A 25,223-nucleotide genomic window follows, 5' to 3' on the forward strand; every position below is an offset into this window, starting at 1 on the left:
CCGAACATTTATGTCTCAGTCGTGGTTTTGTAGAGGTGCAATGGCGAAAGGTACGGTCGCATTCTTCAACGACACTGGCGGCTACGGGTTCATCGAGACTGAGGATTCGGACGAGGACGTGTTCTTCCACATGGAAGACGTCGGCGGCCCTGACCTCGAGGAGGGGCAGGAGGTCGAATTCGACATCGAGCAGGCCGAAAAGGGCCCGCGAGCGACCAACGTCGAGCGACTTTAAACTGACCGGCAAGTGGTATCGTTTTCTGATCGTTACCCGGGTAGCGGCGGCGCTCTCGTTCAGACGGTGGCTCCGTCGAACCGGTTTTCGATCGCCGTCACGGATCCGGGGCGGCGGGACCGTCGTCGGCGACTGCGACGCGGGCGTCGCCGGTGACGGTGCGGTGACGGCGTCGTTTCGCTCGCTACCGGGCGGAACACGTACGCTCGCCGACACAAGGCATATATTCTGGAACGCCCGATGACGGAGCAACAGCGATGCGCTACTTGTCTCCCCGCTATCGACCGCCGACTGCCCCCGTCGACCGACGCCGGAGCGACGACCGACGATGACCGACGCCGATCCGACGCCGACGGCGGAGTCGCGCGACGCGAGCGGTGAGCCGCTCCCGGTTTCGACGGTCACGGAGCTCTGCGAGGACATCGCGGCGAACGTCTCGCAGGTCATCGTCGGCCACGACGACGTGATCGATCACGTCGTCATCGCGCTGCTGGCGCGCGGGCACGTCATCCTCGACGACGTCCCCGGCGTGGGCAAGACGATGCTCGCGCGGTCGATCGCGACCTCTGTCGACTGCGAGTTCCGCCGGATCCAGTTCACGCCCGACCTGCTTCCGGCCGACGTGACCGGCGTCAACGTCTTCAACCAGAAGACCCGCGAGTTCGAGTTCCAGCCCGGCCCCGTCTTCGGGAACATCGCGCTCGCCGACGAGATCAACCGCGCGCCCCCCAAGACCCAGTCCGCGCTGCTGGAAGCGATGGAGGAAGAGCAGGTGACCGTCGACGGCGAGACCCGCGCGCTCCCGGACCCGTTCACCGTGATCGCGACGCAAAACGCCGTCGAGCCGAACCAGACGTACGAACTGCCCCTGGCCGAGCTCGACCGGTTCATGATGAAGCTCCACCTCGGCTACCCCACGCCCGAGGAGGAAACCGAGTTGCTCGGCCGCACCGTCGGCCATCACCCCATCGAGTCGCTCGAGCCGGTGACCGACCGCGAGACGATCGTCCGCGCCCGGGAGACGGTCGCCGGCGTTCGCGTCGAGGAACCGGTCAGGTCGTACGCGGCGCGGCTCGCCGACTACACCCGCGAGAACGCCCGCATCGGCGTCAGCCCGCGCGGGACGATCGCCCTGCTGCGCGCGGCGCAGGCCCGCGCCGTCGCCGACGGCCGGGAGTACGTGCTCCCGGACGACGTCCAGACGGAGGCCCGTGCCGTCATGCGCCACCGGATTCAGACGGACGATCGGAACCGCGACCGCGACGGCGCCGCCGTCGTCGAGGACGCGCTCGAGCGGGTCCCGGTCGAGGGCGAGGGATCGCGGCGGGACGACACTAACGGCGTTCCGGCAGGGACGCGCGACCGACCGTAGGGGGACCGGAAACCGAAGCGATGAGACTCACACGACGCGGCTGGCTGGTGCTCGCGATCGTCGCCGCCTCGCTGGCGATGAGCTGGCGGTACGGACCGCGGTCCCTGAACGCCGTCGTCACGCCGCTCGCGGTCACGCTCGTCGCCGGAGTCGCCGCGACCGCGCGGATCGGTCGGCCGGTCGTCCGCCGACGCCCCGTCGAGGCGGGGCCCGTCGGCGAGACGCGAACGGTCGCGGCGACGATCGAAACCGACGGCGCGATCGCGGCGACGGTCGCCGATACCGTCGGCGACGGCCTCGAGGCCGTCGGTACCGACGGCGATCCGGTCGTCGCGACGACCGTCGACGGCGAGGCGGAGATCGCGTACGACGTGACGCTGACGGAGCGCGGCGAACGCGTCGTCGGGCCGCTGTTGATCACCGTCAGCGACGTTCTCGGCCTCGTCGAGCGCACGTTCGAGTACGACGAGACGGTCGCGGTCCTCGCCTATCCGCCCGTCCGCGACCTCTGCGGGTCGGCCGAGACGCTCCGGGCGCTCGCGGCCGAGGGGGCGGCGCCGGACCGGGAGGAGTTCGACCGCCTCCGCGAGTACCAACGCGGCGACTCGCTGCGGAACGTCCACTGGAAATCCGCCGCCAAACGCCCCGGCGACGACCTCGTCGTGGCGGAGTACGCCGACGGCGGGGAGGAGGGTGCGCTCTCGATCGCCGCCGAGTGCGAGCCGGGCCGGAGCGACGAGCTCGTGGCGGCCGTCGCGAGCCTCGCGACGCACTTCCTCGAGCGCGATCGGCCGGTCGGCGTGACCGTCGGCGACGCGGCGGTGGCGCCGGGCACCGGGCGCCGGCACCGGCGGGCCCTGCTGGAGTTGCTGGCCACGGTCGATGCCGGCGCGCTCGACGATCGGACCCGAGACGAGGCGGACGTTCTCGTCGCGGCAGATAGCGAGGGGGTACGGGTCACGGTCGGCGATCGCTCGGTGCCGTTCGACCGGCTCGTCGCGGACGGCGGCGGACCGGGGCAGACGGACGATCGAAACGCCGAAGCGGGGGCAGGAGCGGGGGTGGCCGCATGAGCGCGGACTCGCGTTCGCCAGCGGCGTCGGACTCGCGCACCGCCGAGAAGACGGGACCGGTCGGCGTCGGCGCCGGTAGCCGCATTGATACCGGCCCCTTCCGCCCGCTTGCACTCGGCTGCGTGGTGCTCCTGACGGCGTCGTATCTGTCCGTCCTCTACGAGGTGACCCGCATCGTCGGCGGCACCCGATCGCTGTTGCTGCTCGTCGCGACGATGCTGGTCGCGGCGACGGCGCTCGCGCGGGCGATCCGCCCCCGGACCGCGACGGCGACCGCGCTCGTCGCGGCCGGCCTCGGGTTCGCGTACTACCTCGAGACCAGCGGCGTCGGCGTCGCCGTCGTGACGACGGCGACCGACGCCATCCTCGCGGACGTGATCACGCTCGCGACCGGCCTCGAGCTGCTCCAGATGGTCGAGGCGGGTGTCTGGACGCTGGGGTTCGCGCCCGGCCCCGTCTTCCTGTCGTGGTACCTCGCCGTCCGCGGCCGGTACGGTCTGAGCGTGCTTCCCGGCGGCTTCGCGCTGTTTTTCCTCGTGCTGACCGGCGACGCCGGCACGGCGGTGACGCTGCTGGGAACGGTCGCCGCGCTCGGCGCGGTCGGCTTCGGGGAACTCGAGCGCCGAGGCGGCTCGGGCGCGGTCGCGCAGATCGACCTGCTCGCGGTGACGATCGCCGCGATCGTCGTCCTCTCGCTGTCGGTGACGGTCGTCCCCGGCGAACCGGCTCGTCCGGCGACGTCCGGGCTCGAGACCGGCGCCCCAGGGACGCTCGAGGGGGCGATCGACTCGGCCGGGGATCGCTCGCGGATCGCCGGCACGGTCGAGCTCTCCCCGGACGTCAGGTTTCGGGTGGAATCCGAGCGGCCGTCCTACTGGCGAACGGGCGTCTACGATCGCTACACCGGCGACGGGTGGATTCGAACGGGACAGACCCAGGCCCTCGAGGGCTCCTCGCTAGATCCGCCGCCGGGGCAGTACGACACGGTGACGCAGGTCGTCACGGCGGAGACCGAGCTCGGCGTGATGCCCGCTGCCCCGCACCCAGTGGGGATCGACGGCGAGGCCGCCGAGGACGCGACGGTCTCCATCCACGGCCAGGTGCGACCGCGGACGACGCTGCTCGAGGGCGACAGTTACACCGTCGAGAGCGCGGTCCCCACCCCCGCACCGGGCGAACTCAACGCGGCAGGGACGGACTACCCGGCCGAGATCGAGGAGTACTACCTGCAGACGCCGGAGAGCCTGTCCCCGGCGTTCGAGGAGCGGACGGCCGAAATCACGGCCTCCGCCGACACCCCCTACGAAACGGCCCGCGTCGTCGAGCGCCACCTGCGGTCGTCCAAGTCGTACTCGCTCGAGGTCGACCGGCCGGAGGGCGACGTCGCCGAAGCGTTCCTGCTCGAGATGGACGAGGGGTACTGCGTCTACTTCGCGACGACGATGACCCAGATGCTGCGAAGCGAGGGGATCCCGGCGCGGTACGTCACCGGCTACACGACCGGCGAGCAGGTCGGCGACGACGAGTACGTCGTCCGCGGCGTCAACGCCCACGCCTGGGTCGAGGTCTACTTCCCGGGACAGGGCTGGGTCCCGTTCGACCCCACGCCGCCGAACGAGCGCGAAACCGCCCACCAGGCACACCTCGCGGACGCCGGCGGCGCGCTCGCACCAGGGGCGGACGACCCCGGCGAGTCCGCGTCGCCCGAGGACAACGGCTCGCAGCCCGACGAACCGGACGGGGCGGACGACGACCCGAGCGAGGACGAACCGGACGCCGATCCGGCGACCGGCAACGAGTCCGCGTCACAGTCCGAAAACGGCTCCGACGCGCGATCGGACGCCGGTGCGGACGGCTCCGACGGGGAACCCGACGCGGCGAACGGGACTGACGGGGACGCAGGCGGTGCCGTCCCGTCCGCCCTCCGCGACGTCGTTACGGTGACCCGCGAGACGGCCCTCCTCGCGGCCGTCGCGCTGGTCGGCGTCGCCGCGGCCGTCCGCCGAACCGACGCGACGGCGCGCGCCCGCCGCACCGTCGGCCTGTACTGGCAGGGCCGCCGCGGCGATCCGGACCGCGACGCCGAACGCGCGTTCCGCCGCCTCGAGCGACTGCTCGCGCGCACGTACCGACCGCGGCGTCGCTCGGAATCCCCGCGGCAGTACCTCACGGCGTTGGCGGCGGCCGCGGAGCGGGAAGCGGCGGCCGATTCGAACCCGCTCCCGCTCGACGACCGAGCGGAACGGGTGCTCGAGTGCTACGAGCGGGCCGTCTACGGTGGCGGCGTCGATCGGGAGGCGGCCGACGAAGCGATCGCACACGTCGACGAACTGGTGCGCGAGCGGCTGCCGATAATCGGTCGCGACCGCTGACGCTCCCGTTTTTGACGGTCGTTCGTTCAAAAAAGATCGCTGGAGGGCATACGGGTCCCGATAGTGTTTAATATGGCCATTTCGTAGCAAGGAACGTAATGTCGGAAGTCTGCTCGACGTGCGGGCTCCCCGAGGAACTCTGCGTCTGCGAGGACGTGGCCAAGGGGCAACAGCAACTCAATATCCGCATTGACGAGCGCAGATACGGTAAAGAGGTAACGATCATCGAAGGATTCGATCCGAAGGACGTCGACTTAGACAGCCTTTCGTCGGATCTCAAGTCCAAGTTCGCCTGTGGCGGCACCGTCGAGGACAGCCACATCGAACTGCAGGGCAACCACTCCGGCCGCGTCGAAGAATTCCTTCGGGACCGCGGCTTCAACGTCGCATGACTGAGCCCGCGATGATCTGAGACGACTTCCGAACGAACGGCCGCCGGCCGAATCGGCTTTTTCACCGTTTCGACGTTTCCCGTAGCCGAGGCGTCGACGATCGCTCGAGTCGACTGAACTGGATAAACTGACACAACGGAGCGCCGCGAGCGGGTAGCTCGTCGGCCGCTACAGTCGCCAGCGATTACTCGCGGGACGCTTTCATCCGCCGACCGATCGCGTCGGCGGTCCGGATCGCGTCTCGAACCGCCGCCGGATCGACGTCGAACGGTTCGTTGTGAATCGTCTCGTCGTCGGCGCAGGCCGCCTCGGCGACCGTCTCGAGTTGGTCGGGATCGGGGTCTTCGAGACCGATCTCCGCGAGCGTTACCGGCAGGCCGACATCGAGCGAGAAGTCGACGAACTCCTCGACGAACGCCCCCTCGCGGCCCTCGAGGACGAGTTGGCTGAGCGTGCCGATATTGACCTTCTCGCCGTGGGTCGCGTCGTGGGTCGCCTCGAGCTGGGTCAGCCCGTTGTGGATCGAGTGGGCCGCCGCGAGCCCGCCGCTCTCGAAGCCGAGGCCGCTCAAGAGGGTGTTGGCCTCGACGACCGACTCGACGCCGTCGGTGACCGCGTCGACCTCGACCGCCTCGACGGCCGGCCGGGCCTGCTCGCGGAGCGTATCGTAGGCCAGGCGCGCGAGCTCGAGCGCGGCGTCGGTCGGCTCGCCGCCGATCACGTTCGCCGCGTCGGCGCGATCGACCGCGCTCGCTTCGAACCACGTCGCCAGCGCGTCGGCGATCCCCGAGCGGAACAGTCGCGTCGGCGCCCCGGCGATGATCCCCGTGTCGACGATGACGGCGTCGGGATGCCGGTCGTAGAATCGGTACTCCTCGAACTCGCCGTCCTCGGTGTAGACGACCGAGAGGGCGCTGGTCGGCGCGTCGGTCGACGCGATCGTCGGGAGCGACACCGCCGCGCCGCCGGCGATCTGGCGGGCGGCTTTCGCCGTATCGAGGGCTTTCCCCCCGCCGGCGCCGACGATCACGTCTGCGTCCGCGTCGCGACAGACATTCGCGACGCGGTCGATCTCCTCGGGCGACGCCTCGCCGCCGAACTCCTCGACTACGACGTCGACACCGGCGCGCCCGAGGCTCTCGGTGGCCCGTTCTTCGACGATGTCGAGGACGATATCGTCGGCGAGCAATACTGCGCGGTCGCCCAGCGGCGACACGTGCTCGCCGAGTTCGTCGAGGACGTCGCGACCCTGAACGTAGTGCGGCGGTGCAGCGAACTGTCTTGCCATGAACGATCCCGCGTGAAGTGACGGGCCGCAAGCAAATAGGAATGTACCGCGCGTATCAACGCACCCGTCGTCCGACCGCGATTAAAACGGCGATTCGGCGGGCTCCGATTCCTCGTCTTCGTCCCCGTCCTCGCGTACCAGTCCGTACTTCATGCCGTACTTCTCGAGGCCGCCTTCCATGCTCTCGACGGTGGCGTCGGCGGTCCCCTCGTAGGTGCCGATCAACTGCGCCGCCTGAACGCTGGCCTTCCCGTGGGGACAGACCGTGACGATGCGGTCCGCGTCCTCGAGCTCGTCGATGCGGTCGGTGAGTTCGTGGAACGGGACGTTCTCGCTGCCGGGAATGTGGCTGTGCTCGAAGCTGTTCTCGTCGCGGATATCGACGATCCGAACGTCGGCGTCCGACTCGAGAAGGTCCTTGACGTCGTCGGGAGAGATTTCGCCGTCCATCGTCGGCGTCTTCGTACGCGGCGCGAATAAGGGTACGGGTCGCGATCGGCGGTGGAGAACCGTCGGCGCCGGCGACTCGCTCGAGCGGTGTTCGGATTCGGGTTCGGATCGGTCGACCCGGTCGCCGAGCGGTCGAACACAGACGATGCCGGCCGACGGCCGGCGAAGAGCCCCGCGATGATCGGCGCCGCGGCAGTGAGTCGATTGGCCGGCGGCTCACGCGTCCGCCGGCCGCGGCGAGGAACCGGTCTCGCGTCGAATGGGATTCAGGCAACGACAGCGGACCCCCATCCCTCGCCATCGGCACTTCCCGCCGTGCCGGATTAAAATTGTCGGCCGAACGGCTGATATCGACCGGTAAACGCCGTCCAGAACGTCTCGAGCGGTCCGACAGCCGCCGGCGAACCGAGCCTAGAGCAGTCCGTCCTCGGACGCGAGCAACAGCGCCGAGATCGTCGAGTCGTTGGCCGGCCGCTCGCGAGCGCGCTCGAGCGCGTCCGAGACCGGCACGGTCGTCACCTCGAGGAACTCGTTGTTGTCTAAGTCCCGCCGGCCAGGCTCGAGCCCCTCGGCGTAGACGACCCCGCGGTCGTGCCGGAGCACCCCCGTCGCGACGGCGTACTCCTGGAGGAGCGCCGTACTCGTCGGCCGAAAGCCGGTTTCCTCCTCGAGTTCGCGCTCGGCGGCCGCCGTGAACGACTCGCCGTCCTCGACGATGCCGGCCGGAAGCTCGAGGTGGGTTTCGCGGATCGTCGGCCGGAATTGCTCGACGAAGAGGAGCCGATCCTCGGGCTCGTCGCCCGCGGTAGTTCGACCGTCCGTCCCGTCGTCGATGCCGTCGACGGTCGCCGCGACCGCGCCGTCGATCCGCGCCACGACCACGACCGCGTCCGGGAGCTCGGCCCAATAGTATCGCTTTTCGGTCCCGTCCGGTTGCTCGTAACGGTCGTAGCCGCCGTCGTACCAGGGCGTCTCGTACTCGATGGTTTCCTCGCGCAGCGTCCAGTCGTCGGGTACGGGCATGGTCGGTCGTGGGACCTCGAGCGGTGAATAGGTGCCGCTTCGCCACCCTGTCGGATCGGCGCGGCGGCCGATCGAGAACGAGATCGGGAGCGAGAGCAAGAGCGAGAGACTCAGGCGTCGGGCTTCACCAGTCCGCGGTAGAGCCGCCCGAACGCTTGCCGGCGCAGCGTCGCGATCGCCGCGTCCTCCTCCTCCTGGAAGGTAGCAGCGACGGCTTCATCCGACGGCCCGACGTGCCAGACGACGCGGTCGACGTTCTCGTGGCCCGCCGTCGTCACGTCGCCGTCGTACGAATCGCGCCAGTCGTCGAACTCCTCGCGGCTTCCGACCTGAACCTCGAGCAGGCTCGCGAACAGGGCGTCGCGGGCCGTCTCCACGACCTCGCCGGTAACGCGGTCGTCGTACTCCTCGCGGTCGAACGCCATGGCCTTGGCGACCTCCCGGACGACCGTCTGGGCCGCCGGACCGATCTCCTCGTAGCGCCGTCTCGCTTCGTCGGCCGACGCCGGCGCGAACGTCCCCACAGTGTGCATGTCCGAACGATCGATCGACGGGCAGTTACGCGTTTTCGTTTCCGGGTTCGTCCGCACCCGCCTCGTCGCCGTCAGTGCCCGCGGACTCGTCGCCCCCGTCGTCGGTCTCGTACATCTTGCGAGTCAGCTCTCGGGCCTCCTCGAGGACGCCCTCGGCCTCCGCGGTCAGCGACCCGCGACCGGGTTGGCGACTCTGACGCGCGAGTTCGTTCTCGAGGGAGGGGCGGCCGGGCTGGTGGTGTTCGTGATCGTGATCATGCCCCCGCGGTCCCCCCTCGAACTCCGGCGTGTCGATCTCGGGAGCGTACTGACTGACGATCTCCCCCAGCTCCTCGGGGCTCCGGTCGGCCCAGTCGGGCGCGTGCTCCTCGAGCCACTCCTCGTGTTCCCGGCGGCCCAGCGAGGCCGTGATAGCGAGGTGGTTCGCGAGGTGCTTCGCGTCGGCCTCCTCGGCGTCGCAGACCGGACAGGCGTATCCCATACGCGCGAGTAGGAACGGCGGCGGTAAAAGATCGTCACTCGTAACTCGTCACGCGGTATACGGGCCCCGTCACTCGAGTTTCCGAATCATGATGATCGCGTCCTCGTCGTCCTCGTAGTAGTCGGGCACCCGTCGCAGCGGCTCGAAGCCGAACTCCCGGTAGAGCCGCTTCGCCCCGTCGTTGGTCCGCCGGACCTCGAGTTTGATCGAGTCGGCCCCGTGGGCCGCGAGGACGGCGATCGACCGCGAGAGCAGCGCGGACCCGATCCCGTCGCCGCGCCGTTCCGGACGGACGGCGATGTCCTTGACGTGGCCGAGCTCCCGTCCGTAGGTCGACGACACGTCGGAAACGACGTAGCCCGCGACCTCGGTGCCGTCCCTGACGGCCACGAGGAAGCCGGGTTCGCCGAGAAAGCGCTCGAAGGCGTCGTAGGGCCAGGGCTGGGAGAACGAGGCGTTCTCGATGCGGACGACCGCGAGCAGGTCCGCGCGTTCCGCGGGGCGGATCGAGAGCGCGTCGTCGCCGTGGTCCGGAATCGAGGTTGTCACACGCCCGCATAGGCGCTGGAACGGTAAAAGCGGTCGCAATGTAGCGTGACGAGCCGGCGCCGCGCGAGGCGCTCGATCGCCGCGCCGAACCGGCCGTCGAAGTAGGGAGTGGACCGCAGGACGATCCCGCGGCCTGCGGGCGATTACTCCTCGTCGCCGTCTTCGCCGTCTTCGCCGTCTTCGCCGTCTTCGCCGTCTTCGTCGTCGATCGTCGTCGTCGGCTCCTCGTCCTGAGTGCCACCGTACTGGGTCTGGTCGTCCTCGTCCTCTTCTTCGCTACCGCCGTCGTCCGTCGGTTCGTCGGTCACGGAAATCACCTCATTCGGCGGGGATCGCGTCCATTTCGTACTGTTCGGTCAGTTCCTTCAGCTTCTCGAGGGCCTCCTGCTCCTCGCGGAGGTTCTGCTCGAGCAGGTCGGCGGCCTCGTCCATGCCGAGCTGATCCGCCAGCGGGATCAGGTTCCCGTAAGCGGCGATCTCGTAGTGCTCGGTCTTCTCGGCGGCGGCCATGTTGTGGTAGTCCATCACCTCCTGCGAGGGATCCATCGAGGTGAACTCCTCGTACTCCTCGATCAGCCCCTCGACGCCTTCGCACTCCTCCTTCTCCGGCGGCTCGCCGAACGTCTCGAACACCTCCTCGAGGCGGTCGATCTGCCCCTGCGTCTCCTCGCGGTGCTCCGCGAACGCGTTCGCGATCTCCTCGTGCTCAGTGTTCTCCTCGAGGTCCTCGAGGGCGTCGAGCAGCTGGTGTTCGGCGTGATAGATGTCCTCGAGGCCGTGTTCGAACAGGTCCTGAATCGTGTCCATGCTCATGATGTCTCCGAACGGGCGTACAGCGAGCGGGTGAAAAAGTCGAAACCCTGCGACGGCAGGCGGCGGCTCGCAGGCTGGTAATGCCGTTTTTCGTCTCTTTCGCTCGAGCGACCGGCCGTTCGACGTCCGCGGCGACGACCCGCCGTCGCCGATCCGGTCGACCCGCGACGCCGATAGGTTCACAAGTCCGTGTTTGGATTGTATGGGATGATCGATCGTGATTATTATCCGGGACATTGGCGCCTCATTTACCGGCCGTTTTTGCAGCCTCGAGATAGACCGTCGAAACCGCGATCCGTGGCCGGCACCTGAGTCGGCCATCGCGTCGGCGACGCGGTCGACGAGATAGAGTCCGTTCTGCACCGGAACGGCGGCGCTGTCGCTCGACGGGACTCCTGCGGCCGGCGTGCCGACTCGCGATCGCTATCGAACGGCGATCGGTGAACGCGATCGACGCGTCGTGAACATACGTCGATACCTTCACCGTCCTTCGCGAAACCGATCGCTAATCGGTCCGAAAAACGGTAATCCGATGTCGTATCATCGAAATTACGGCTAGAGGCGCAATCTGAACCGCCGTAGAAACGTCCGAGATACCGGAAAATATCCCCTGTACGGCAGAGCACGGGTATCGCTTGCGGTTGAGACGATATTTATGGGGATAGGGACTATACGAAGACCCATGACAGACGCGGCTGAACGAAAGCCAGAGACGGGACCGCAGGAAACCAATCCGGACCGCGACGACTCACATCTCGACGATATCGAAGAAGGCGCCGGCTGTACGGAAATCTGGGAGCACCTCGCCGAGAAGCGCGACGAGGACGCCCCCCAGAACTGACCGTCTCCGCAGCTCGACACCTCCGTCTGGAGTTCCCGCACCACCGTTCGTTCTCGCGGCCCGCTCCGCCCGAGATGAAGGAGGCGGCTTTTTTGATATCGCAGCCCGTATCGGGATTTATGAGTAACAATCGGCCCGGTAATCGTTCGAACGAGGGCGACGACGCTGAGCGGCGATCAATTCCGACCGACCGGGAGTCGCCCGTCGGCGCGCCGGTCATTCGGGGCGACGAGTCGGTTACCGGCAGCCGAGCTCGCGAGGCCGTCCAGTTCGATCCGGACGATCCCGAGAGCCTCGAGGAAGCGGCCGAAACCGTCCGTCAGTTCGCGAGCGGTATGAGCGACGACGATCACCTCTTCATGCTGCGCGGCGCCGCCGCCTGCGCCGCCCTCGTCCGCGGCGAAGGCTCCTACAAGGCGGCCGCCGAACGAGCGGGCGACGACGCGACCGTCTCGTTTATCCGCAAGTGGGCCCGCGTCCACGACCTCCCGCGGTCGGTTCGTAAACAGGTCGCACTCGGGGCGATCGCGCCGACCGCCGCCAAACACATCGCTCGCGTCGCCGGCGAAGCCCGCCTCCTCCTCGCCTGGGCGACCATCGACGGCGATCTGACCGTCCGCGAAGTCCGCAGCGTCGCTAGCACGGTCAACGATGGCACTCCCATCGACCAGGCGCTGGCCGATCACGACGTCACGCTCGGCCAGCTCGAACTCACCCTCTCTCCCTCCTCCTATCTGGATCTCCGCCGTCGCGCCTCGATCGACGACGTCACCCCCGGCGACATCGTTACCGACGCGCTCGAGCAGTACTTCGACGAGTGATCGACACCGACTGGGGAGTACTGCGGACGACGAAAGAAAACGTTTAACCGCTACTCGCCGAAAGTAGCATCCACAGGGCCGGTAGCTCAGTCTGGCAGAGCGTCTGGCTTTTAACCAGACGGTCGCGTGTTCAAATCGCGCCCGGCCCGCTTCTGCGACGAACAATTCCGAGAGGAGCGAAGCGGCTATTGCGATTTGAACGCAGGGAGGTCGCGCGCAACGGAGCGAGCACGTCCGACCGTGTGTTCAACTCGCGCCCGGCCCGCTTTCCTGCGTGAACAACTCCGCGAACGCTCTGAGCGTTCGTCGGAGAAGTTGAGACCAACGCAGCGTTTCGCCGACGGTACGATCCTTCACGCTCGACACCGGCAGCAGTTGGTTCACCAATTGTGATAGGAATCCTAATGATCCGTTATAGGACACAGAATACTGACTGACGACGGAAAATCAGGAATACGATCATAGCTGTAACTATCTGGACAGTCGCTCAGAAAGAACGTGATGAAGTAAGCCAAGGGCCGGATTTGAACCGGCGGTAGGCGGCTCTGCAGGCCGCTGCGTTCGGCCGGACTCTGCCACCTTGGCGCGCATCGTAGCATAGCAACTGCGATTGTTTAAGCGTAGCGGTCCGGAACAGCGACTGTCTCTATGAAAGACGAAAAGCCCCGCCGGGCGACAACCAACGGTGGCTATCGCTCGACGGGGCTTAGGATGAAGTATGAGTGGGGCGGCGAATCGACGTTCCCAGAGGGTCGCCCACTCCAGTAGTTGCCGATACGCAGGCGAGCTTATCTTCCGTGTTCGGGATGGGTACGGGAGGAACCTCGCCGCTGTGGCCGCCTAACGCCGATCGACGGAATCGAACCGCCGTCATACCAATATCGGTGTGGTTGACCGTGTGTATGTGTAGTCCAGTTAGCGCCTGGACCCGTTCATGGGTCACAGTGCAGATCCAAATGCGTGTCTCAGTTATGAGTGTGTGGCTTGGCCGGTTAGTGCTCGCGGGCTCAACGCCTCGTTGCCTTGGCGCGTACACCCCGAGTCTATCGACCTCCTCTTGTAGGAGTGGCCTTGGTGGTTCCTCGTTTCCAGGTGGGTTTCCGGCTTAGATGCGTTCAGCCGTTACCCCGTGGTGCGTAGCTGCCCGGCGCGTGCTCTTTCGAACAGCCGGTACACTAGTGGCACCCATTCGTAGTTCCTCTCGTACTATACGAACGTTCCCGTCAGGAACCGTAACACCCCCAATAGATAGCAGCCGACCTGTCTCACGACGGTCTAAACCCAGCTCACGACCTCCTTTAATAGGCGAACAACCTCACCCTTGCCCGCTTCTGCACGGGCAGGATGGAGGGAACCGACATCGAGGTAGCAAGCCACCCGGTCGATATGTGCTCTTGCGGGTGACGACTCTGTTATCCCTAAGGTAGCTTTTCTGTCAGCAATTGGCCGCATCAAGCAGCCTAATTGGTTCGCTAGACCACGCTTTCGCGTCAGCGTCCGTCGTTAGGCCGGACACTGTCAGACTTCCGTTTGCTCTTGCGCTCTTCCTCGGGTCTCCGACCCGAGTGAGGAAATCTTGGGGCGCGCTCGATATCTTTTCAAGCGCGTACCGCCCCAGTCAAACTGCCCGGCTACCAGTGTCCTCCGCCAGGAGTGAGAGTCGCAGTCACCATCGGGTAGTATTTCAGTGTTGGCTCGGTGGCCCGCTAGCGCGGGTACCTGTGTAACGCCTCCTACCTATGCTGCACAATGGCGACCACGTCTCAGTGACAGCCTGCAGTAAAGCTCTATAGGGTCTTCGCTTCCCCTTGGGGGTCTCCAGACTCCGCACTGGAACGTACAGTTCACCGGGCCCAACGTTGGGACAGTGACGCTCTCATTGATCCATTCATGCAAGCCGCTACTGAAGCGGCAAGGTACTACGCTACCTTAAGAGGGTCATAGTTACCCCCGCCGTTAACGGGTCCTTCGTCCCATTGTACTGGGTGTTCAGATACCCGCACTGGGCAGGATTCAGTGACCGTACGAGTCCTTGCGGATTTGCGGTCACCTATGTTGTTACTAGACAGTTGGAGCGTCCGAGTCACTGCGACCTGCCTCTTTCCGAGGCAGGCATCCCTTATTGCGAACGTACGGGACTAACTTGCCGAATTCCCTAACGTCGGTTATTCCCGACAGGCCTTGGCTTTCGCCGCCACGAGTACCTGTGTCGGATCTCGGTACGGACAGTGTGCTCGCCTTTTCACGGGCTCTGGGTTGACCTGACTTGCGCTATCCTGCCATTCGATCGCTTCGTGCCATTACGGCTTCCACGATCTTCGACAGTTCGACTGGGCGAAAGCCCAGCTCAGGCGGCCCCAAAGCGTCGGCTTTGAGTGCACACTGGCACAGGAATATTAACCTGTTTCCCTGTTGTCTGCTGCGAGTTACGAGCAGACTTAGGACCGGCTAACCCTCAGCTGATCAGCATTGCTGAGGAACCCTTACTCGTTCGGCCGTCGGGGTTCTAACCCGACTAACGCTGCTACTATGACCAGGATTTTCGTTACTGAACGGTCCACACGAGCTCTCGCCCGTGCTTCCACCCGAACAGAACGCCGACCTACGCGATCACCCTGTGAGGGGTGCGGCCAGGTCTCGGTGGTGGATTTGAGCCCCGATCATTTTGGGCGCCCCGAACCTCGGCCGGTAAGCTGTTACGCTTTTCTTAGAGGGTAGCTGCTTCTAAGCTCACCTCCCGGCTGTCTAGGGCTCGGGACCACCTTCGATCGCACTTAATCCACACTTGGGGACCTTAACCCGGCGCTGGGTTGTCTCCCTTATGGTACACAGGCTTACCCCGTGCACCGGACTCCCTGCGTCAAACGACGTTCGTAGGTTCGGAGTTGGACAGGGGGGCGCACTCCTCTCGGAGTGCGGTCCCCCAATCCGTCGCTCTACCCCACGAACTATCTCGGCAGAGGTCATGCTTCGACATGTTTCGGTCGGAACCAGCTGTTTCCGGATTCGATGGGCCTTTCACCCCTAGACGTAGGTCACGCGAGGGTATTGTAGGACACCAACGCTAACAGACCTCCACGTGCCTTTCGGCACGCTTCGTCTTGCCCACGCCTAGATCATCCGGTTTCGGGTCGTGTCCGATTGACTCCCCGCGCTTGAACACGGCGGCCCTCGTCGTAAGACTGCGGCCATGTCGGTTTCCCTTCGCCTTCCCCGATGATCGGGTTAGACTCGCCAATCAGACACACTCCCTGGTTCGTTTTTCAAAACGCACGACGGAACATCGGCTTCCTCTACTTCCTACTGGTAGCTCGCGCTACGGTCGTTGTGTAGAGGACCTTGTATGCCCCGTCGTTCGATCGCCAACTGATTTCACGCCCTATTGCACCTCCCTTCGTGGGGTGCTTTTCAGCGTTCGCTCACGCTACTTGTTCGCTATCGGTCTTGAGGAGTGTTTAGTCTTCCCAGTCGATGCCTGGGAGATTCACGAGGGATATCCAACCCCCGCTACTCTGGAGCTGACGCGTCCGGTACTCATCTACAATACGGGACTGTCACCCTGTTTCGTGCTCCGTTCCAGGAGACTTCCTGTAGATTTTCGCGGAGTGAGAGTCAGTCCGAACACCACATTGCCCGAAGGCTTCGGTTTGGACTGTGTCGCGTTCACTCGCCGTTACTAACGACATCACGATTCCGTTTTCTCTTCCTGCCGATACTAAGATGTTTCAGTTCTCGGCGTTCCCCATTGCGCGAAGCAATTGCGGTGGGGATTCCCATTCGGAAATCCTCAGTTCTTCCCCTCCGTGCGGGTCCCTGAGGCTTATCGCAGCTTGGCACGTCCTTCTTCAGCTCTCAAGCCGAGCGATCCACCAGCTGGCACAGTAGCCACGTTCATCGGATCTGCGCTGCACAAGGCAGCATAGTGACCCGGGAACGGGTCCAGTGGACGCCTGGACTACACGTACACACGGTCGCATCTGCAGGCCAGTAGACGGCTGGCTGCATTGACCCTTCCCACCCACGTTTGCACGGGGTGGTGCATCGGTTTGCGTTCGGATTGAATCGAACGAGTCGTTCCCACTTAAGGGGAACGATTCGCCGATCCGCTCCGAGACATGGACCCACTGGGATTCGAACCCAGGGCATCCTCCTTGCAAAGGAGGCACTCTCCCACTGAGCTATGGGCCCACCCTCACCACAAGGGTGAGGAACTAGGTGTGAGCCTTGGTAGTTCAAAGGTGCCCGATCGGCCCGAACGAGTGGGTGACGATCGCGACGAAATGGACCGCTGAAAGTGAGCCAGGCGCGACGGCCTGGTCTCGGTCTGTGGAGGTGATCCAGCCGCAGATTCCCCTACGGCTACCTTGTTACGACTTAAGCCCCCTTGCGAAGCCCAGATTCGACCTGGTGGCCAGGCCTCATCCGGACCTCACTCGGGTGCTTTGACGGGCGGTGTGTGCAAGGAGCAGGGACGTATTCACCGCGCCCTTCTGAGGCGCGATTACTACCGAATCCAGCTTCATGCGGGTGAGTTTCAACCCGCAATCCGAACTACGACCGAGTTTCGGAGATTAGCGTCGCCTTTCGGCGTTGCGTCCCACTGTCTCGGCCATTGTAGCCCGCGTGTCGCCCAGCACATTCGGGGCATACTGACCTACCGTTGCCCGTTCCTTCCTCCAGTTTGGCACTGGCAGTCCTCCTAATGTACCCAACCACCACGAGGGTGTTGCTGGCAATTAGGAGTGCGGGTCTCGCTCGTTGCCTGACTTAACAGGACGCCTCACGGTACGAGCTGACGGCGGCCATGCACCTCCTCTCAGCAGGTCTAGTAAGGTCATCAACCTGACTGTCACTCCTGCTGTCGATGCTGGTGAGATGTCCGGCGTTGAGTCCAATTAAACCGCAGGCTCCTCCGGTTGTAGTGCTCCCCCGCCAATTCCTTTAAGTTTCATCCTTGCGGACGTACTTCCCAGGCGGTCTGCTTCACGGCTTCCCTACGGCACAGCACAGGCTCGTAGCCTGTGCCACACCTAGCAGACATCGTTTACAGCTCGGACTACCCGGGTATCTAATCCGGTTCGTGACCCGAGCTTTCGTCCCTCACCGTCGGATCCGTCTTCCTGAGGCGCTTTCGCCACCGGTGGTCCGTCCAGGATTACGGGATTTCACTCCTACCCCGGACGTACCCCTCAGGTCTTCCGGTCCCAAGCCAAGCAGGTTCCACCGGACGCCCGCGTGTTGGGCACGCGGATTTCCCGATGGACTTGCCTGGCCAGCTACGGACGCTTTAGGCCCAATAATAGCGGTCATCACTTGGGCTGCCGGTATTACCGCGGCGGCTGGCACCGGTCTTGCCCAGCCCTTATTCCTGCACCACCTTACGGTGCAGAAAAGCGAGGACGATATGCCCTCGCAGATGGAGTCCCCTTATCGCACTGGCGTGCAGTGTAAAGGTTTCGCGCCTGCTGCGCCCCGTAGGGCCCGGTATCTTGTCTCAGATACCGTCTCCGGGCTCTTGCTCTCACAACCCGTACCGATTACTGGCACGGTGGGCCGTTACCCCACCGTCTACCTAATCGGCCGCAGCCACATCCTCTGGCGCCGGAGCATTTCACGTTCTCCCCACTCCAGGGTGAGAACGCTATTCAGGATTAGCCTCAGTTTCCCGAGGTTGTCCTGATCCAGAGGGTAGTTTGGCCACGTGTTACTGAGCTATCTGCTGCGGGTCTAACCCGCGCAACTAGCATGGCTAAATCGGACTCCACTAGCAATGACCTCCGGCAGGATCAACCGGAATGTCTCCCCTCACAAGGAGGGGGGTTGGCGGTGAATGTAGGTACACACTCACACTATGGGTCCAGTTCGGCGCGCTCGTCGGCCCACGGCGTGGACCGGTCGGGCGTCACCGAACTACCAAGGCTCACATCAGATCCCATCTGTACGGAAGACCGCAGGGGTGGAATCCTCATCTCCTTCGGACCTACTCGTAAGCCGTCAGGGGTACTTAACCCCTTCGGACCGCGAGTCATCCGAGATGACGGCCCGAGTTGAACGGCCCGTCGATCACTTCTGCTTTGCAATCCATCCGAATCCCCGTATACACTTAAGGGCAACGGATCGCCGCCACGCCGAAAACCGCAGCCGGCGAGGTAGTGTGCGACCGTCTCGAGTCGCCCGGTGATAGATAAGGGAACCGGATGGGTGCCTACCTCCGTGCCAGGTTTCGGCCGGAGGGAACGCGGCGCGGTGCGCCACGTCGTTCGCATTAGTACGAAATAGCGGATACATACATAAGACCGTCGAACCGATGTCGTCTCGGAACCCGCTACCATGCGACGGTTTTCCACCGGGCGGTAACCGAACGGATACTCATAAGTAACCGACTTCGAGTAGCCGTCGCAGAATATCACGCGGGCGGAGGCCGGCCGGTCATCCCGTCCTCGTAGACGCGGTCGAACCGGATGATACCCGCGCGGTCGCACTCGAGCGCGTACGCGCAAGAAAGTTCGGATCCTACCGTTCGGATCTCGCCGCCCACACGGTCGGCGTTGCTCGGCGCGCGAGGGCGGGTGAGGCGGGAGTACGAACACGTTCGGAAATCGGAGCGCTGCCGGTCCGGGACGGCGATGCGCATCGATGCGAATAAACCACGTGCGTCGTAAGGGTCGTACGAATGGTCCGGGACCCGATCGCCTCGGAGTCGACGCCGTCGGCGGAGGAAATCTGCGCTGCCCTCGACGATCCCGACTGCCGGGAAATCATCCGAAACCTCGAGGAGCCGATGACGGCGTCGGAGCTCACTGATCGGTGCGAAATCCCGCAATCGACTCTGTATCGGAAACTCGAGTTGTTGACCGAGTCGACGCTGCTCGAGGAATCGACGGAGATCAGACGCGACGGGCACCACGCGAGCAAGTACTCGATCGCATTCGAGGAGATCACGCTCTCGCTGGACGAGGAGCGCCGGCTCACGGTGCAGATCGATCGGCCGGCGCGCACGGCGGACGAACGGCTCGCCGAGCTGTGGTCGGAGGTGCGAAAGGAGACATGACAGGACAGTCGACGTTAGAGATCGCGGTCGCACTGACAGTCGTCAAGACGCTCGTCCTCATCGTCGGGGGACTCATCACCTACTTCGCGTTCAAGGCGTATCGGCGGACGAGACAGCGCGCGCTCGGGTTCCTCGCGGCCGGTTTCGGGCTCGTGACGCTCGGATTAGTTCTGGCGGGAACGCTCTACGAGGTCCTCGGCGTCGAACTGGTGACCGGGGTGTTGCTCGAGAGTCTGCTCGTGCTCGCTGGCTTTCTGGTGATCGCGTACTCGTTGTACGTTCAGTAAGCGGTCGACGGTATCAAGATCGCCGTCGACGTCCCTCCTCGAGACGCGTTCGGAACGAGCGCGAAGAAATGCGGAGTAAGGGGACCGAGCCGTCGCCGGGCGGTCACCGATTCAGCGTGTGAATCGCGCGACCGAGCGCGTTTTCCGCGGCTTCCATCACCGACTCGGACAGCGTCGGGTGGGCGTGGACCGTCGAGGCGACGTCCTCGAGCGTCGCGCCGAGCTCGATCGCGAGCCCGAGTTCGCCGACGAGTTCGGAGGCTTCGGGACCGACGATGGACGCCCCGAGCAGGTATTCCTCCTCGGCGTCGGCGACGACCTTGACGAAGCCGTCGGTCTCGCCGGTCGTCAGCGCGCGGCCGCTGGCGCGGAAGGGGAAGACGCCGGTGACGGTTTCGAAGCCGGCGTCCTCGGCCTCGGTTTCGGTCATGCCGACGGTCGCGATCTCGGGATCGGTGAAGACGACGGCGGGCATCGCCTGGTGGTCGATCGCCGCGGGTTCGCCGGCGATGACCGCGGCGGCGACCTGTCCCTCCGCGCTGCCCTTGTGGGCGAGCATCGGTTCGCCGGCGACGTCGCCGACGGCGAAGATGTGGTCGACGTTCGTCCGCGCCTGTGAGTCCGTCTCGATGAAGCCGCGGTCGTCGGTCTCGACGCCCGCTTCGGCGAGGTCGAGCGTGTCGGAGACGGGTTGCCGGCCGACTGCGACGAGTACTTTTTCGGCGTCGAGTTCGAGAGGTTCGGCTTCGGCCTCCGCGTCCGCCTCGCCGGCTGCGGCGCCGCCGTCCGCGGCGGCTCGATCGGCCGGTTCGGCGACGACGCTGATCCCCTCACCGTCGTCTCGCTCTTGCCACTCCGAAGCGGTGTAGCCGAACTCGAACTCGATGCCAAGCTCCTCGGCCCGCTGTTTGACCGGCCGCTTGAGGTCGTCGTCGTAGCCGGGGAGGATCGACTCGAGCATCTCGATGACGGTGACGTCAGTCCCGAGCTTGGCGAAGACGCTGGCCAGTTCCATCCCGATGTAGCCGGCGCCGACGACGACCAGCGAGTCCGGAACCGACTCGAGGGCCAGCGCCTGCCTCGAGTTCAGCACGGGCTCGTCGCCGTACTCGAAGTTCGGAATCTCGATGGGGCGCGAGCCCGTTGCGACGATCGCGTGTTCGAACTCGAGGGCCTCCGAGCCCTGACCGTCGCCGCTGTGGGAGACCCGAACCGTGTTCTCGTCGACGAAGGTGGCGGTGCCCTCGAGCAGGTTGACGCCGTTGGCCTTGCAGAGCTTCTCGACGCCGCCGGTGAGCTGGTCGACGACGTCGTCCTTCCAGCCGACCATGCCGGCGAGGTCGACGGCGGGGTCGGCGTGGATCCCCATCTCCTCGGCGTGGCGGGCCTCGTGGGCGATGTCGGTCGCGGTGATCAGCGCCTTCGAGGGGATGCAGCCGTAGTTCAGGCAGGTGCCGCCGTAGGCGTCCTTCTCGACGAGCGTGACGTCCAGATCCAGTTGGCCGGCCCGGATCGCGGCCACGTAGCCCGCCGGGCCGGCGCCGATTACCAGTACGTCAGTTCCGGTAGTGACGTCTCCGACGACCATCAGTGCGATCCTCCGTGCGGTTCGAGCGTTGGTTCGGTGGTAGCGGTGACTTGTGTCATGCGATATCGTCTCGTACGATCACTCGAGCAATAGTAGCTGGGGATTCTCGAGGTACTCCATGACGGCGTTCGTAAACCGCGCGGCGATCGCGCCGTCGATCAGTCGGTGGTCGAACGACAGCGACAGCGTCAGCACGGACCGGGGTTCGATCGACTCCTGCCCGTCTCGTTCGACGACGCGGGGTCGGCGCTTGATCTCGCCGATCGCGAGGATGCCCGCCTCGGGGTAGTTGATGATCGGCGTGGCGTACTCGCCGCCGATCGCGCCGACGTTGGTGATCGTGAACGTCGAGCCCCGCAGTTCGCCGGGGCTGATCGACCGTTCGCGGGCCTTCTGGACCAACTCGTTCATCTCCGAGGAGAGTTGCAGCAGGCCCTTCTCGTCGGCGTCCTCGAGGACGGGGACCATCAGGCCGACGTCGGTCGCCGTGGCGACGCCGATGTTGTAGTAGTCCCGGTAGACGATCTCGTCGTTCTCCTCGTCGATGACGGCGTTCATCTCGGGGTACTCCTGCAGGGCCGCGACGACCGCCTTCGTGATGAACGGCATGTAGGTCAGCCGGATGCCCCGCTCCTCGGCGCGGGGTTTGAGTTCCTCGCGGACCTCGACGAGTTCGGTCACGTCGACCTCGTCGTGGTGGGTCACGTGGGGCGCGCTGTACTTCGACTCGACCATCGCCTCGGCGATGCGCTTGCGGACGCCGCGGAACGGCTCGCGGCGTTCGCGCTCGCCTTCGGCGAACTGGGTGCCTTTCGCGCCGGCGGTCCCTTCGGCGCCGGTCTCGACGGCCTCCCGATCCGCCTCCTGTGCTCGCCGCTGGGCCTCGGCGTACTCGCGGACGGCCTCGGGCGTGACGAACGCCTCGCCGTCCCGCTCCTCGACCGCGGGGACGGCGTCGATGTCGACGCCTTCTTCCTCAGCGATCCGTCGGGTTGCAGGGGCCGCGAGCGTCCGATCGCGGTCGGCCGACTCGACCGTCGACGGCGTCCCGGAAGTCGCGCCGCTCGAGGCTGCGCTCGCTTCGGCGGTCGCTGTCGCGGATTCCGTCTCGGCTGCGCCGCCCGCGTCCGTCGTCTCCGCTTCGGCGGCCGGCTCCGTCGATTCGACCTGCGCAGCGCCCTCGAGCGAGCCGCCGCGGACGGCGGCTTCGACGTCGGCTGCCGTGATCCGACCGCCGGGCCCGCTGCCCTCGAGCCGCGAGAGGTCGATCCCTTCCTCGCGGGCCAGCCGGCGGATCCGCGGCGGGGCGAAGATGCGGTCTTCGGGCGTGGCTGGCGTCTCGGCCTCGTCGATTTCGGCGGGCTCGGCGCCGGGGCTGCCGGACGCCGCTTCGGTTTCGGCGTCGCCGCCGGCTGCCGCTTCGTCCGCCGTCGATTCGGGCTCGGGTTCGGCGGCTTCGGGCTCTTCCGCCGCCTCGCCCTCGACGTCGAATGAGATGATCACCGTCCCGACGTCGACGACCTCGCCCTCCTCGACGTGTAGCTCTCGTACCGTACCGTTGACCGGCGAGGGAACCTCGACGAGCGCCTTGTCCGTCTCGACCTCGGCGACCGGTTGGTCCTCGCTGACCTCGTCGCCTTTCTCGACCAACCACGAGACCAGTTCGCCCTCCGCGACTCCCTCGCCGACGTCCGGAAGTTGGAATTCGCGTACCATGTTAGAACTCCACCGCGTTCCGAATCCCGTCCTCGATGCGCGCCGCCTCGGGGAGGTAGTAGTCCTCGAGGGCGTACAGCGGGAACGGGGTATCGAAGCCCGTGATGCGTTCCACCGGCGCCTCCTGATACAGTAATGCTTCCTCCTGCAGGGTCGCGGCGATCTCGGCGCCCAGGCCGCCCGTCTTCGGGGCCTCGTGGACGACCGCAGCGCGGCCGGTCTTCTCGAAGGAGTCGACGATGGTCTCCTCGTCCAGCGGGGAAAGCGACCGCAGGTCGACCACCTCGACGTCGATCTCGCCCGCGAGGTTCTCGGCGGCCTCGAGCGTCGGCCGGGTCATCGCCCCCCACGTGTAGACCGAGATGTCCGACCCCTCGCGCCGGACGGCCGCCTCGCCGAGCGGCACCTCGTAGGAGTCGGTCGGAACCTCCTCGCGGAAGGCCCGGTAGATGAGTTTCGGCTCGAGGAAGATCACCGGATCCGGTGAGCGGATCGCGCTCGTCAGCATCCCTTTCGCGTCGTAGGGCGTGGAGGGCATCGCGACCTTCAGACCGGGCTGGTGGACGAACATCGCCTCCGTGGACTCGGAGTGGTGCTCCGGCGCGCGGATACCGCCGCCGTAGGGGGCGCGGACGACGAGGGGACACGTGTATCGCCCGCGCGAGCGCGTCCGCAGACGCGCGGCGTGAGAGACGATCTGGTCGAACGCAGGGTAGATGAATCCCATGAACTGGATCTCGGGGACCGGCCGCATCCCGTAGGTGGCCATCCCGATCGCCGCGCCGACGATGCCCGACTCCGCGAGCGGCGTGTCGATCACCCGGTTCTCGCCGAACTCGTCGTACAGCCCCTCCGTCGCCCGGAAGACGCCGCCGTTCTTCCCGACGTCCTCGCCCATGACGACGACGTCCTCGTCGCGTGCCATCTCGGTGGCCAGACCGTCGCGAACCGCCTGGACGAGGGTGAGGTTCTCCGTCTCCGATCGGTCCGTTGCTGCCGTCGAATCTGATTCCTGATGCGTCGCCATGTTACCCCTCTAGCAGCGCGTCGTCGCCGTGTCGGTCGCGGATCGATTCGAGGTACTCGAGTTGCCGCTGCAAGCGCTTGGGCATGCCCTCGTAGACGTGCGCGAAGATCTCCTCCGGGTCGGGTCGCTCGACCGACTCCGCCGACTCGATGGCGTCGGCCACCTCCTCGCGGATCCGCTCGTCGATCGCGTCGACGCGCTCGTCGTCGAGCAGGCCGTTGTTCCGGAGGAACGTCTCCAGCCGCGGGATCGGGTCCTTCCGCTTCCAGCGCTCGACCTCGTCGGCCTCGCGGTAGACCGAGGGGTCGTCGGCGGTGGTGTGAGCGCCGAAGCGGTACTGGACCGCCTCGATGAGCGTCGGCCGCAGTTCGTCCTCGTCGGGATCCTTCGTCTTCTCGACGGCGTCGCGGGTGACCTTGTAGACCGCGAGCGGGTCCATTCCGTCGACCTGGACGCCCTCGAAGCCGTAGGCCGTCGCCTTCTGCGCTAACGTGTCGCTGGCGGTCTGGCGCTCCCGCGGCACCGAAATCGCCCACTGGTTGTTGTTACAGAAGAAGACGGTCGGCGTGTCGAAGACGCCGGCGAAGTTAAGTCCCTCGTGGAAGTCGCCCTCGGAGGTCGCGCCGTCGCCGAAGTAACAGATGAACGTCTTTTCCTCGCCCTTGAGCTTCGAGGCCCACGCGGCGCCGGTCGCGTGGGGAATCTGCGTCGCGATCGGGACGGCGACCGAGAACATGTTGACGTCCTCCGGGACGTAGTTGCCCTGCTCGTGGCCCATCCAGTACAGCAAGGTCCGCTCGAGCGTGAGACCGCGAACCAGGCCGACGGCGTGCTCCCGATAGCTGGGGAACACCCAGTCCTCGTCGTCCAGCGCGTGGGCGCTGCCCACCTGGGCGCCCTCCTGGCCCGACAGCGGCGGATAGGTTCCCATCCGGCCCTGTCGCTGCAGGCTCACCGCCCGCTCGTCGAAGTGGCGGGCCAGCCGCATCTGCTCGTACATCTCGAGGAGTTCGTCGTCGTCGAGATCGGGGACCTCGGCACCCTCGCGGACCCGCCCGTCCTCGTCGAGGACCTGTACTCGATCGCGGGCGTCGCGTTGGATCGTACTCACGGGTGAACCCACCTGTGCATACCCTAATGAACTATCGCTCGGGATAAAGGAGTTTCCCAAAATATCTTACTATCGGTGAGATTCTTGCCACCCACTGCGGAGAGAACTGGACATAGCTGCACAGCGATGCGCACGAGTGGCGGACTCGAGCCGAGAGGGAGGCGAACGCAGCAGCGCGAACGCCCTCCCCGCCGGCGGTC

Annotated in this window: 21 protein-coding genes, 3 tRNA genes and 3 rRNA genes; 10 read left to right on the plus strand and 17 right to left on the minus strand. The window is 65.6% G+C overall.

Annotated elements, in window-relative coordinates; translation table 11 throughout:
- Nucleotides 1-40: 40 nt before the first annotated feature.
- The 5 genes from ACYQ26_RS01420 (at nt 41) to yciH (ending at nt 5,444) form a co-directional block, all read left to right on the plus strand.
- Entirely contained in the window at nt 41-235 is a 195-nt protein-coding gene (locus ACYQ26_RS01420; protein ID WP_459806511.1) for a cold-shock protein, read from the plus strand.
- Nucleotides 236-563: 328 nt separating this feature from the next.
- The gene (locus tag ACYQ26_RS01425) at nt 564-1,607 is read left to right on the plus strand and encodes an AAA family ATPase (protein WP_459806512.1); all 1,044 of its coding nucleotides are present in this window, start codon (nt 564-566) and stop codon (nt 1,605-1,607) included.
- Nucleotides 1,608-1,627: 20 nt separating this feature from the next.
- Nucleotides 1,628-2,680, plus strand: coding sequence for a DUF58 domain-containing protein (locus tag ACYQ26_RS01430; RefSeq protein WP_459806513.1), 1,053 nt, complete (start codon nt 1,628-1,630; stop codon nt 2,678-2,680).
- Nucleotides 2,677-5,052, plus strand: a complete 2,376-nt coding sequence (locus tag ACYQ26_RS01435) for a transglutaminase TgpA family protein (RefSeq protein WP_459806514.1) — start codon at nt 2,677-2,679, stop codon at nt 5,050-5,052. Before ACYQ26_RS01430 ends, ACYQ26_RS01435 begins: the two co-directional genes overlap by 4 nt.
- Before the next feature lie 98 nt (nt 5,053-5,150).
- Complete coding sequence (gene yciH / locus ACYQ26_RS01440) at nt 5,151-5,444, plus strand: stress response translation initiation inhibitor YciH (RefSeq protein WP_049922100.1); 294 nt, start codon at nt 5,151-5,153, stop codon at nt 5,442-5,444.
- Between the two features lie 184 nt (nt 5,445-5,628).
- Here the strand turns inward: yciH and ACYQ26_RS01445 are convergent, their stop codons facing one another.
- The 8 genes from ACYQ26_RS01445 to ACYQ26_RS01480 form a co-directional block, all read right to left on the minus strand.
- Nucleotides 5,629-6,732, minus strand: a complete 1,104-nt coding sequence (locus ACYQ26_RS01445) for a glycolaldehyde reductase (RefSeq protein ID WP_459806515.1) — start codon at nt 6,730-6,732, stop codon at nt 5,629-5,631.
- Between the two features lie 81 nt (nt 6,733-6,813).
- On the minus strand, nt 6,814-7,182 hold the full coding sequence (locus ACYQ26_RS01450; RefSeq protein WP_459806516.1) for a rhodanese-like domain-containing protein: 369 nt from the start codon (nt 7,180-7,182) through the stop codon (nt 6,814-6,816).
- 411 nt (nt 7,183-7,593) lie between these two features.
- Nucleotides 7,594-8,205, minus strand: a complete 612-nt coding sequence (locus ACYQ26_RS01455; RefSeq protein WP_459806517.1) for an NUDIX hydrolase — start codon at nt 8,203-8,205, stop codon at nt 7,594-7,596.
- A gap of 110 nt (nt 8,206-8,315) precedes the next feature.
- Nucleotides 8,316-8,738, minus strand: a complete 423-nt coding sequence (locus ACYQ26_RS01460; protein WP_459806518.1) for a DUF5809 family protein — start codon at nt 8,736-8,738, stop codon at nt 8,316-8,318.
- 25 nt (nt 8,739-8,763) lie between these two features.
- Nucleotides 8,764-9,219, minus strand: a complete 456-nt coding sequence (locus tag ACYQ26_RS01465) for a DUF5810 domain-containing protein (protein WP_459806519.1) — start codon at nt 9,217-9,219, stop codon at nt 8,764-8,766.
- 69 nt (nt 9,220-9,288) lie between these two features.
- A complete protein-coding gene (rimI, locus tag ACYQ26_RS01470) occupies nt 9,289-9,768 on the minus strand; it encodes a ribosomal protein S18-alanine N-acetyltransferase (protein WP_459806520.1) in 480 nt (159 codons plus the stop codon).
- Nucleotides 9,769-9,911: 143 nt separating this feature from the next.
- Nucleotides 9,912-10,076 carry a hypothetical protein gene (locus tag ACYQ26_RS01475; protein WP_459806521.1) on the minus strand — a complete coding sequence of 55 codons (165 nt, stop codon included), beginning with the start codon at nt 10,074-10,076 and terminating at the stop codon, nt 9,912-9,914.
- A gap of 10 nt (nt 10,077-10,086) precedes the next feature.
- Nucleotides 10,087-10,581 (minus strand): ferritin-like domain-containing protein, encoded by a 495-nt coding sequence (locus tag ACYQ26_RS01480; RefSeq protein ID WP_459806522.1) that lies wholly within the window; start codon nt 10,579-10,581, stop codon nt 10,087-10,089.
- 682 nt (nt 10,582-11,263) lie between these two features.
- On the opposite strand from ACYQ26_RS01480, the gene ACYQ26_RS01485 reads away from it, so the two are divergent.
- From ACYQ26_RS01485 to ACYQ26_RS01495, 3 genes are all read left to right on the plus strand, one after another.
- Nucleotides 11,264-11,422 (plus strand): hypothetical protein, encoded by a 159-nt coding sequence (locus ACYQ26_RS01485; RefSeq protein ID WP_459806523.1) that lies wholly within the window; start codon nt 11,264-11,266, stop codon nt 11,420-11,422.
- A 119-nt stretch (nt 11,423-11,541) separates the two neighbouring features.
- On the plus strand, nt 11,542-12,243 hold the full coding sequence (locus tag ACYQ26_RS01490; RefSeq protein ID WP_459806524.1) for a DUF7119 family protein: 702 nt from the start codon (nt 11,542-11,544) through the stop codon (nt 12,241-12,243).
- Nucleotides 12,244-12,318: 75 nt separating this feature from the next.
- Nucleotides 12,319-12,392 (plus strand) — tRNA-Lys (locus ACYQ26_RS01495).
- Between the two features lie 360 nt (nt 12,393-12,752).
- On the opposite strand, the gene ACYQ26_RS01500 is transcribed toward ACYQ26_RS01495, so the two are convergent.
- The 5 genes from ACYQ26_RS01500 to ACYQ26_RS01520 all read right to left on the minus strand — a co-directional run bounded on the left by ACYQ26_RS01500 (nt 12,753) and on the right by ACYQ26_RS01520 (nt 18,040).
- Nucleotides 12,753-12,828 (minus strand) — tRNA-Cys (locus ACYQ26_RS01500).
- Between the two features lie 137 nt (nt 12,829-12,965).
- Nucleotides 12,966-13,087 (minus strand): 5S ribosomal RNA (gene rrf, locus ACYQ26_RS01505).
- 130 nt (nt 13,088-13,217) lie between these two features.
- Nucleotides 13,218-16,137: ribosomal RNA gene (locus tag ACYQ26_RS01510) — 23S ribosomal RNA — on the minus strand.
- Between the two features lie 222 nt (nt 16,138-16,359).
- Nucleotides 16,360-16,431 (minus strand) — tRNA-Ala (locus tag ACYQ26_RS01515).
- 139 nt (nt 16,432-16,570) lie between these two features.
- Nucleotides 16,571-18,040, minus strand: a 16S ribosomal RNA gene (locus tag ACYQ26_RS01520).
- The 16S, 23S and 5S rRNA genes sit together here with 2 tRNA genes alongside, the layout of an rRNA operon.
- A gap of 876 nt (nt 18,041-18,916) precedes the next feature.
- On the opposite strand from ACYQ26_RS01520, the gene ACYQ26_RS01525 reads away from it, so the two are divergent.
- A complete protein-coding gene (locus ACYQ26_RS01525; RefSeq protein ID WP_013878649.1) occupies nt 18,917-19,294 on the plus strand; it encodes a winged helix-turn-helix domain-containing protein in 378 nt (125 codons plus the stop codon).
- The gene (locus tag ACYQ26_RS01530; RefSeq protein WP_459806525.1) at nt 19,291-19,581 is read left to right on the plus strand and encodes a DUF7521 family protein; all 291 of its coding nucleotides are present in this window, start codon (nt 19,291-19,293) and stop codon (nt 19,579-19,581) included. The genes ACYQ26_RS01525 and ACYQ26_RS01530 overlap by 4 nt, the downstream gene beginning before the upstream one ends.
- Nucleotides 19,582-19,684: 103 nt before the next feature.
- Here the strand turns inward: ACYQ26_RS01530 and lpdA are convergent, their stop codons facing one another.
- From lpdA to pdhA, 4 genes are all read right to left on the minus strand, one after another.
- A complete protein-coding gene (lpdA, locus tag ACYQ26_RS01535) occupies nt 19,685-21,169 on the minus strand; it encodes a dihydrolipoyl dehydrogenase (protein WP_459806526.1) in 1,485 nt (494 codons plus the stop codon).
- Between the two features lie 78 nt (nt 21,170-21,247).
- Entirely contained in the window at nt 21,248-22,885 is a 1,638-nt protein-coding gene (locus ACYQ26_RS01540) for a dihydrolipoamide acetyltransferase family protein (RefSeq protein ID WP_459806527.1), read from the minus strand.
- A 1-nt stretch (nt 22,886) separates the two neighbouring features.
- Nucleotides 22,887-23,912, minus strand: a complete 1,026-nt coding sequence (locus tag ACYQ26_RS01545; protein WP_459806528.1) for an alpha-ketoacid dehydrogenase subunit beta — start codon at nt 23,910-23,912, stop codon at nt 22,887-22,889.
- Nucleotide 23,913: 1 nt separating this feature from the next.
- The gene (gene pdhA / locus ACYQ26_RS01550) at nt 23,914-25,023 is read right to left on the minus strand and encodes a pyruvate dehydrogenase (acetyl-transferring) E1 component subunit alpha (RefSeq protein ID WP_459806529.1); all 1,110 of its coding nucleotides are present in this window, start codon (nt 25,021-25,023) and stop codon (nt 23,914-23,916) included.
- Nucleotides 25,024-25,223 lie beyond the last annotated feature (200 nt).

The sequence above is a fragment of the Halopiger thermotolerans genome, from assembly GCF_054654555.1.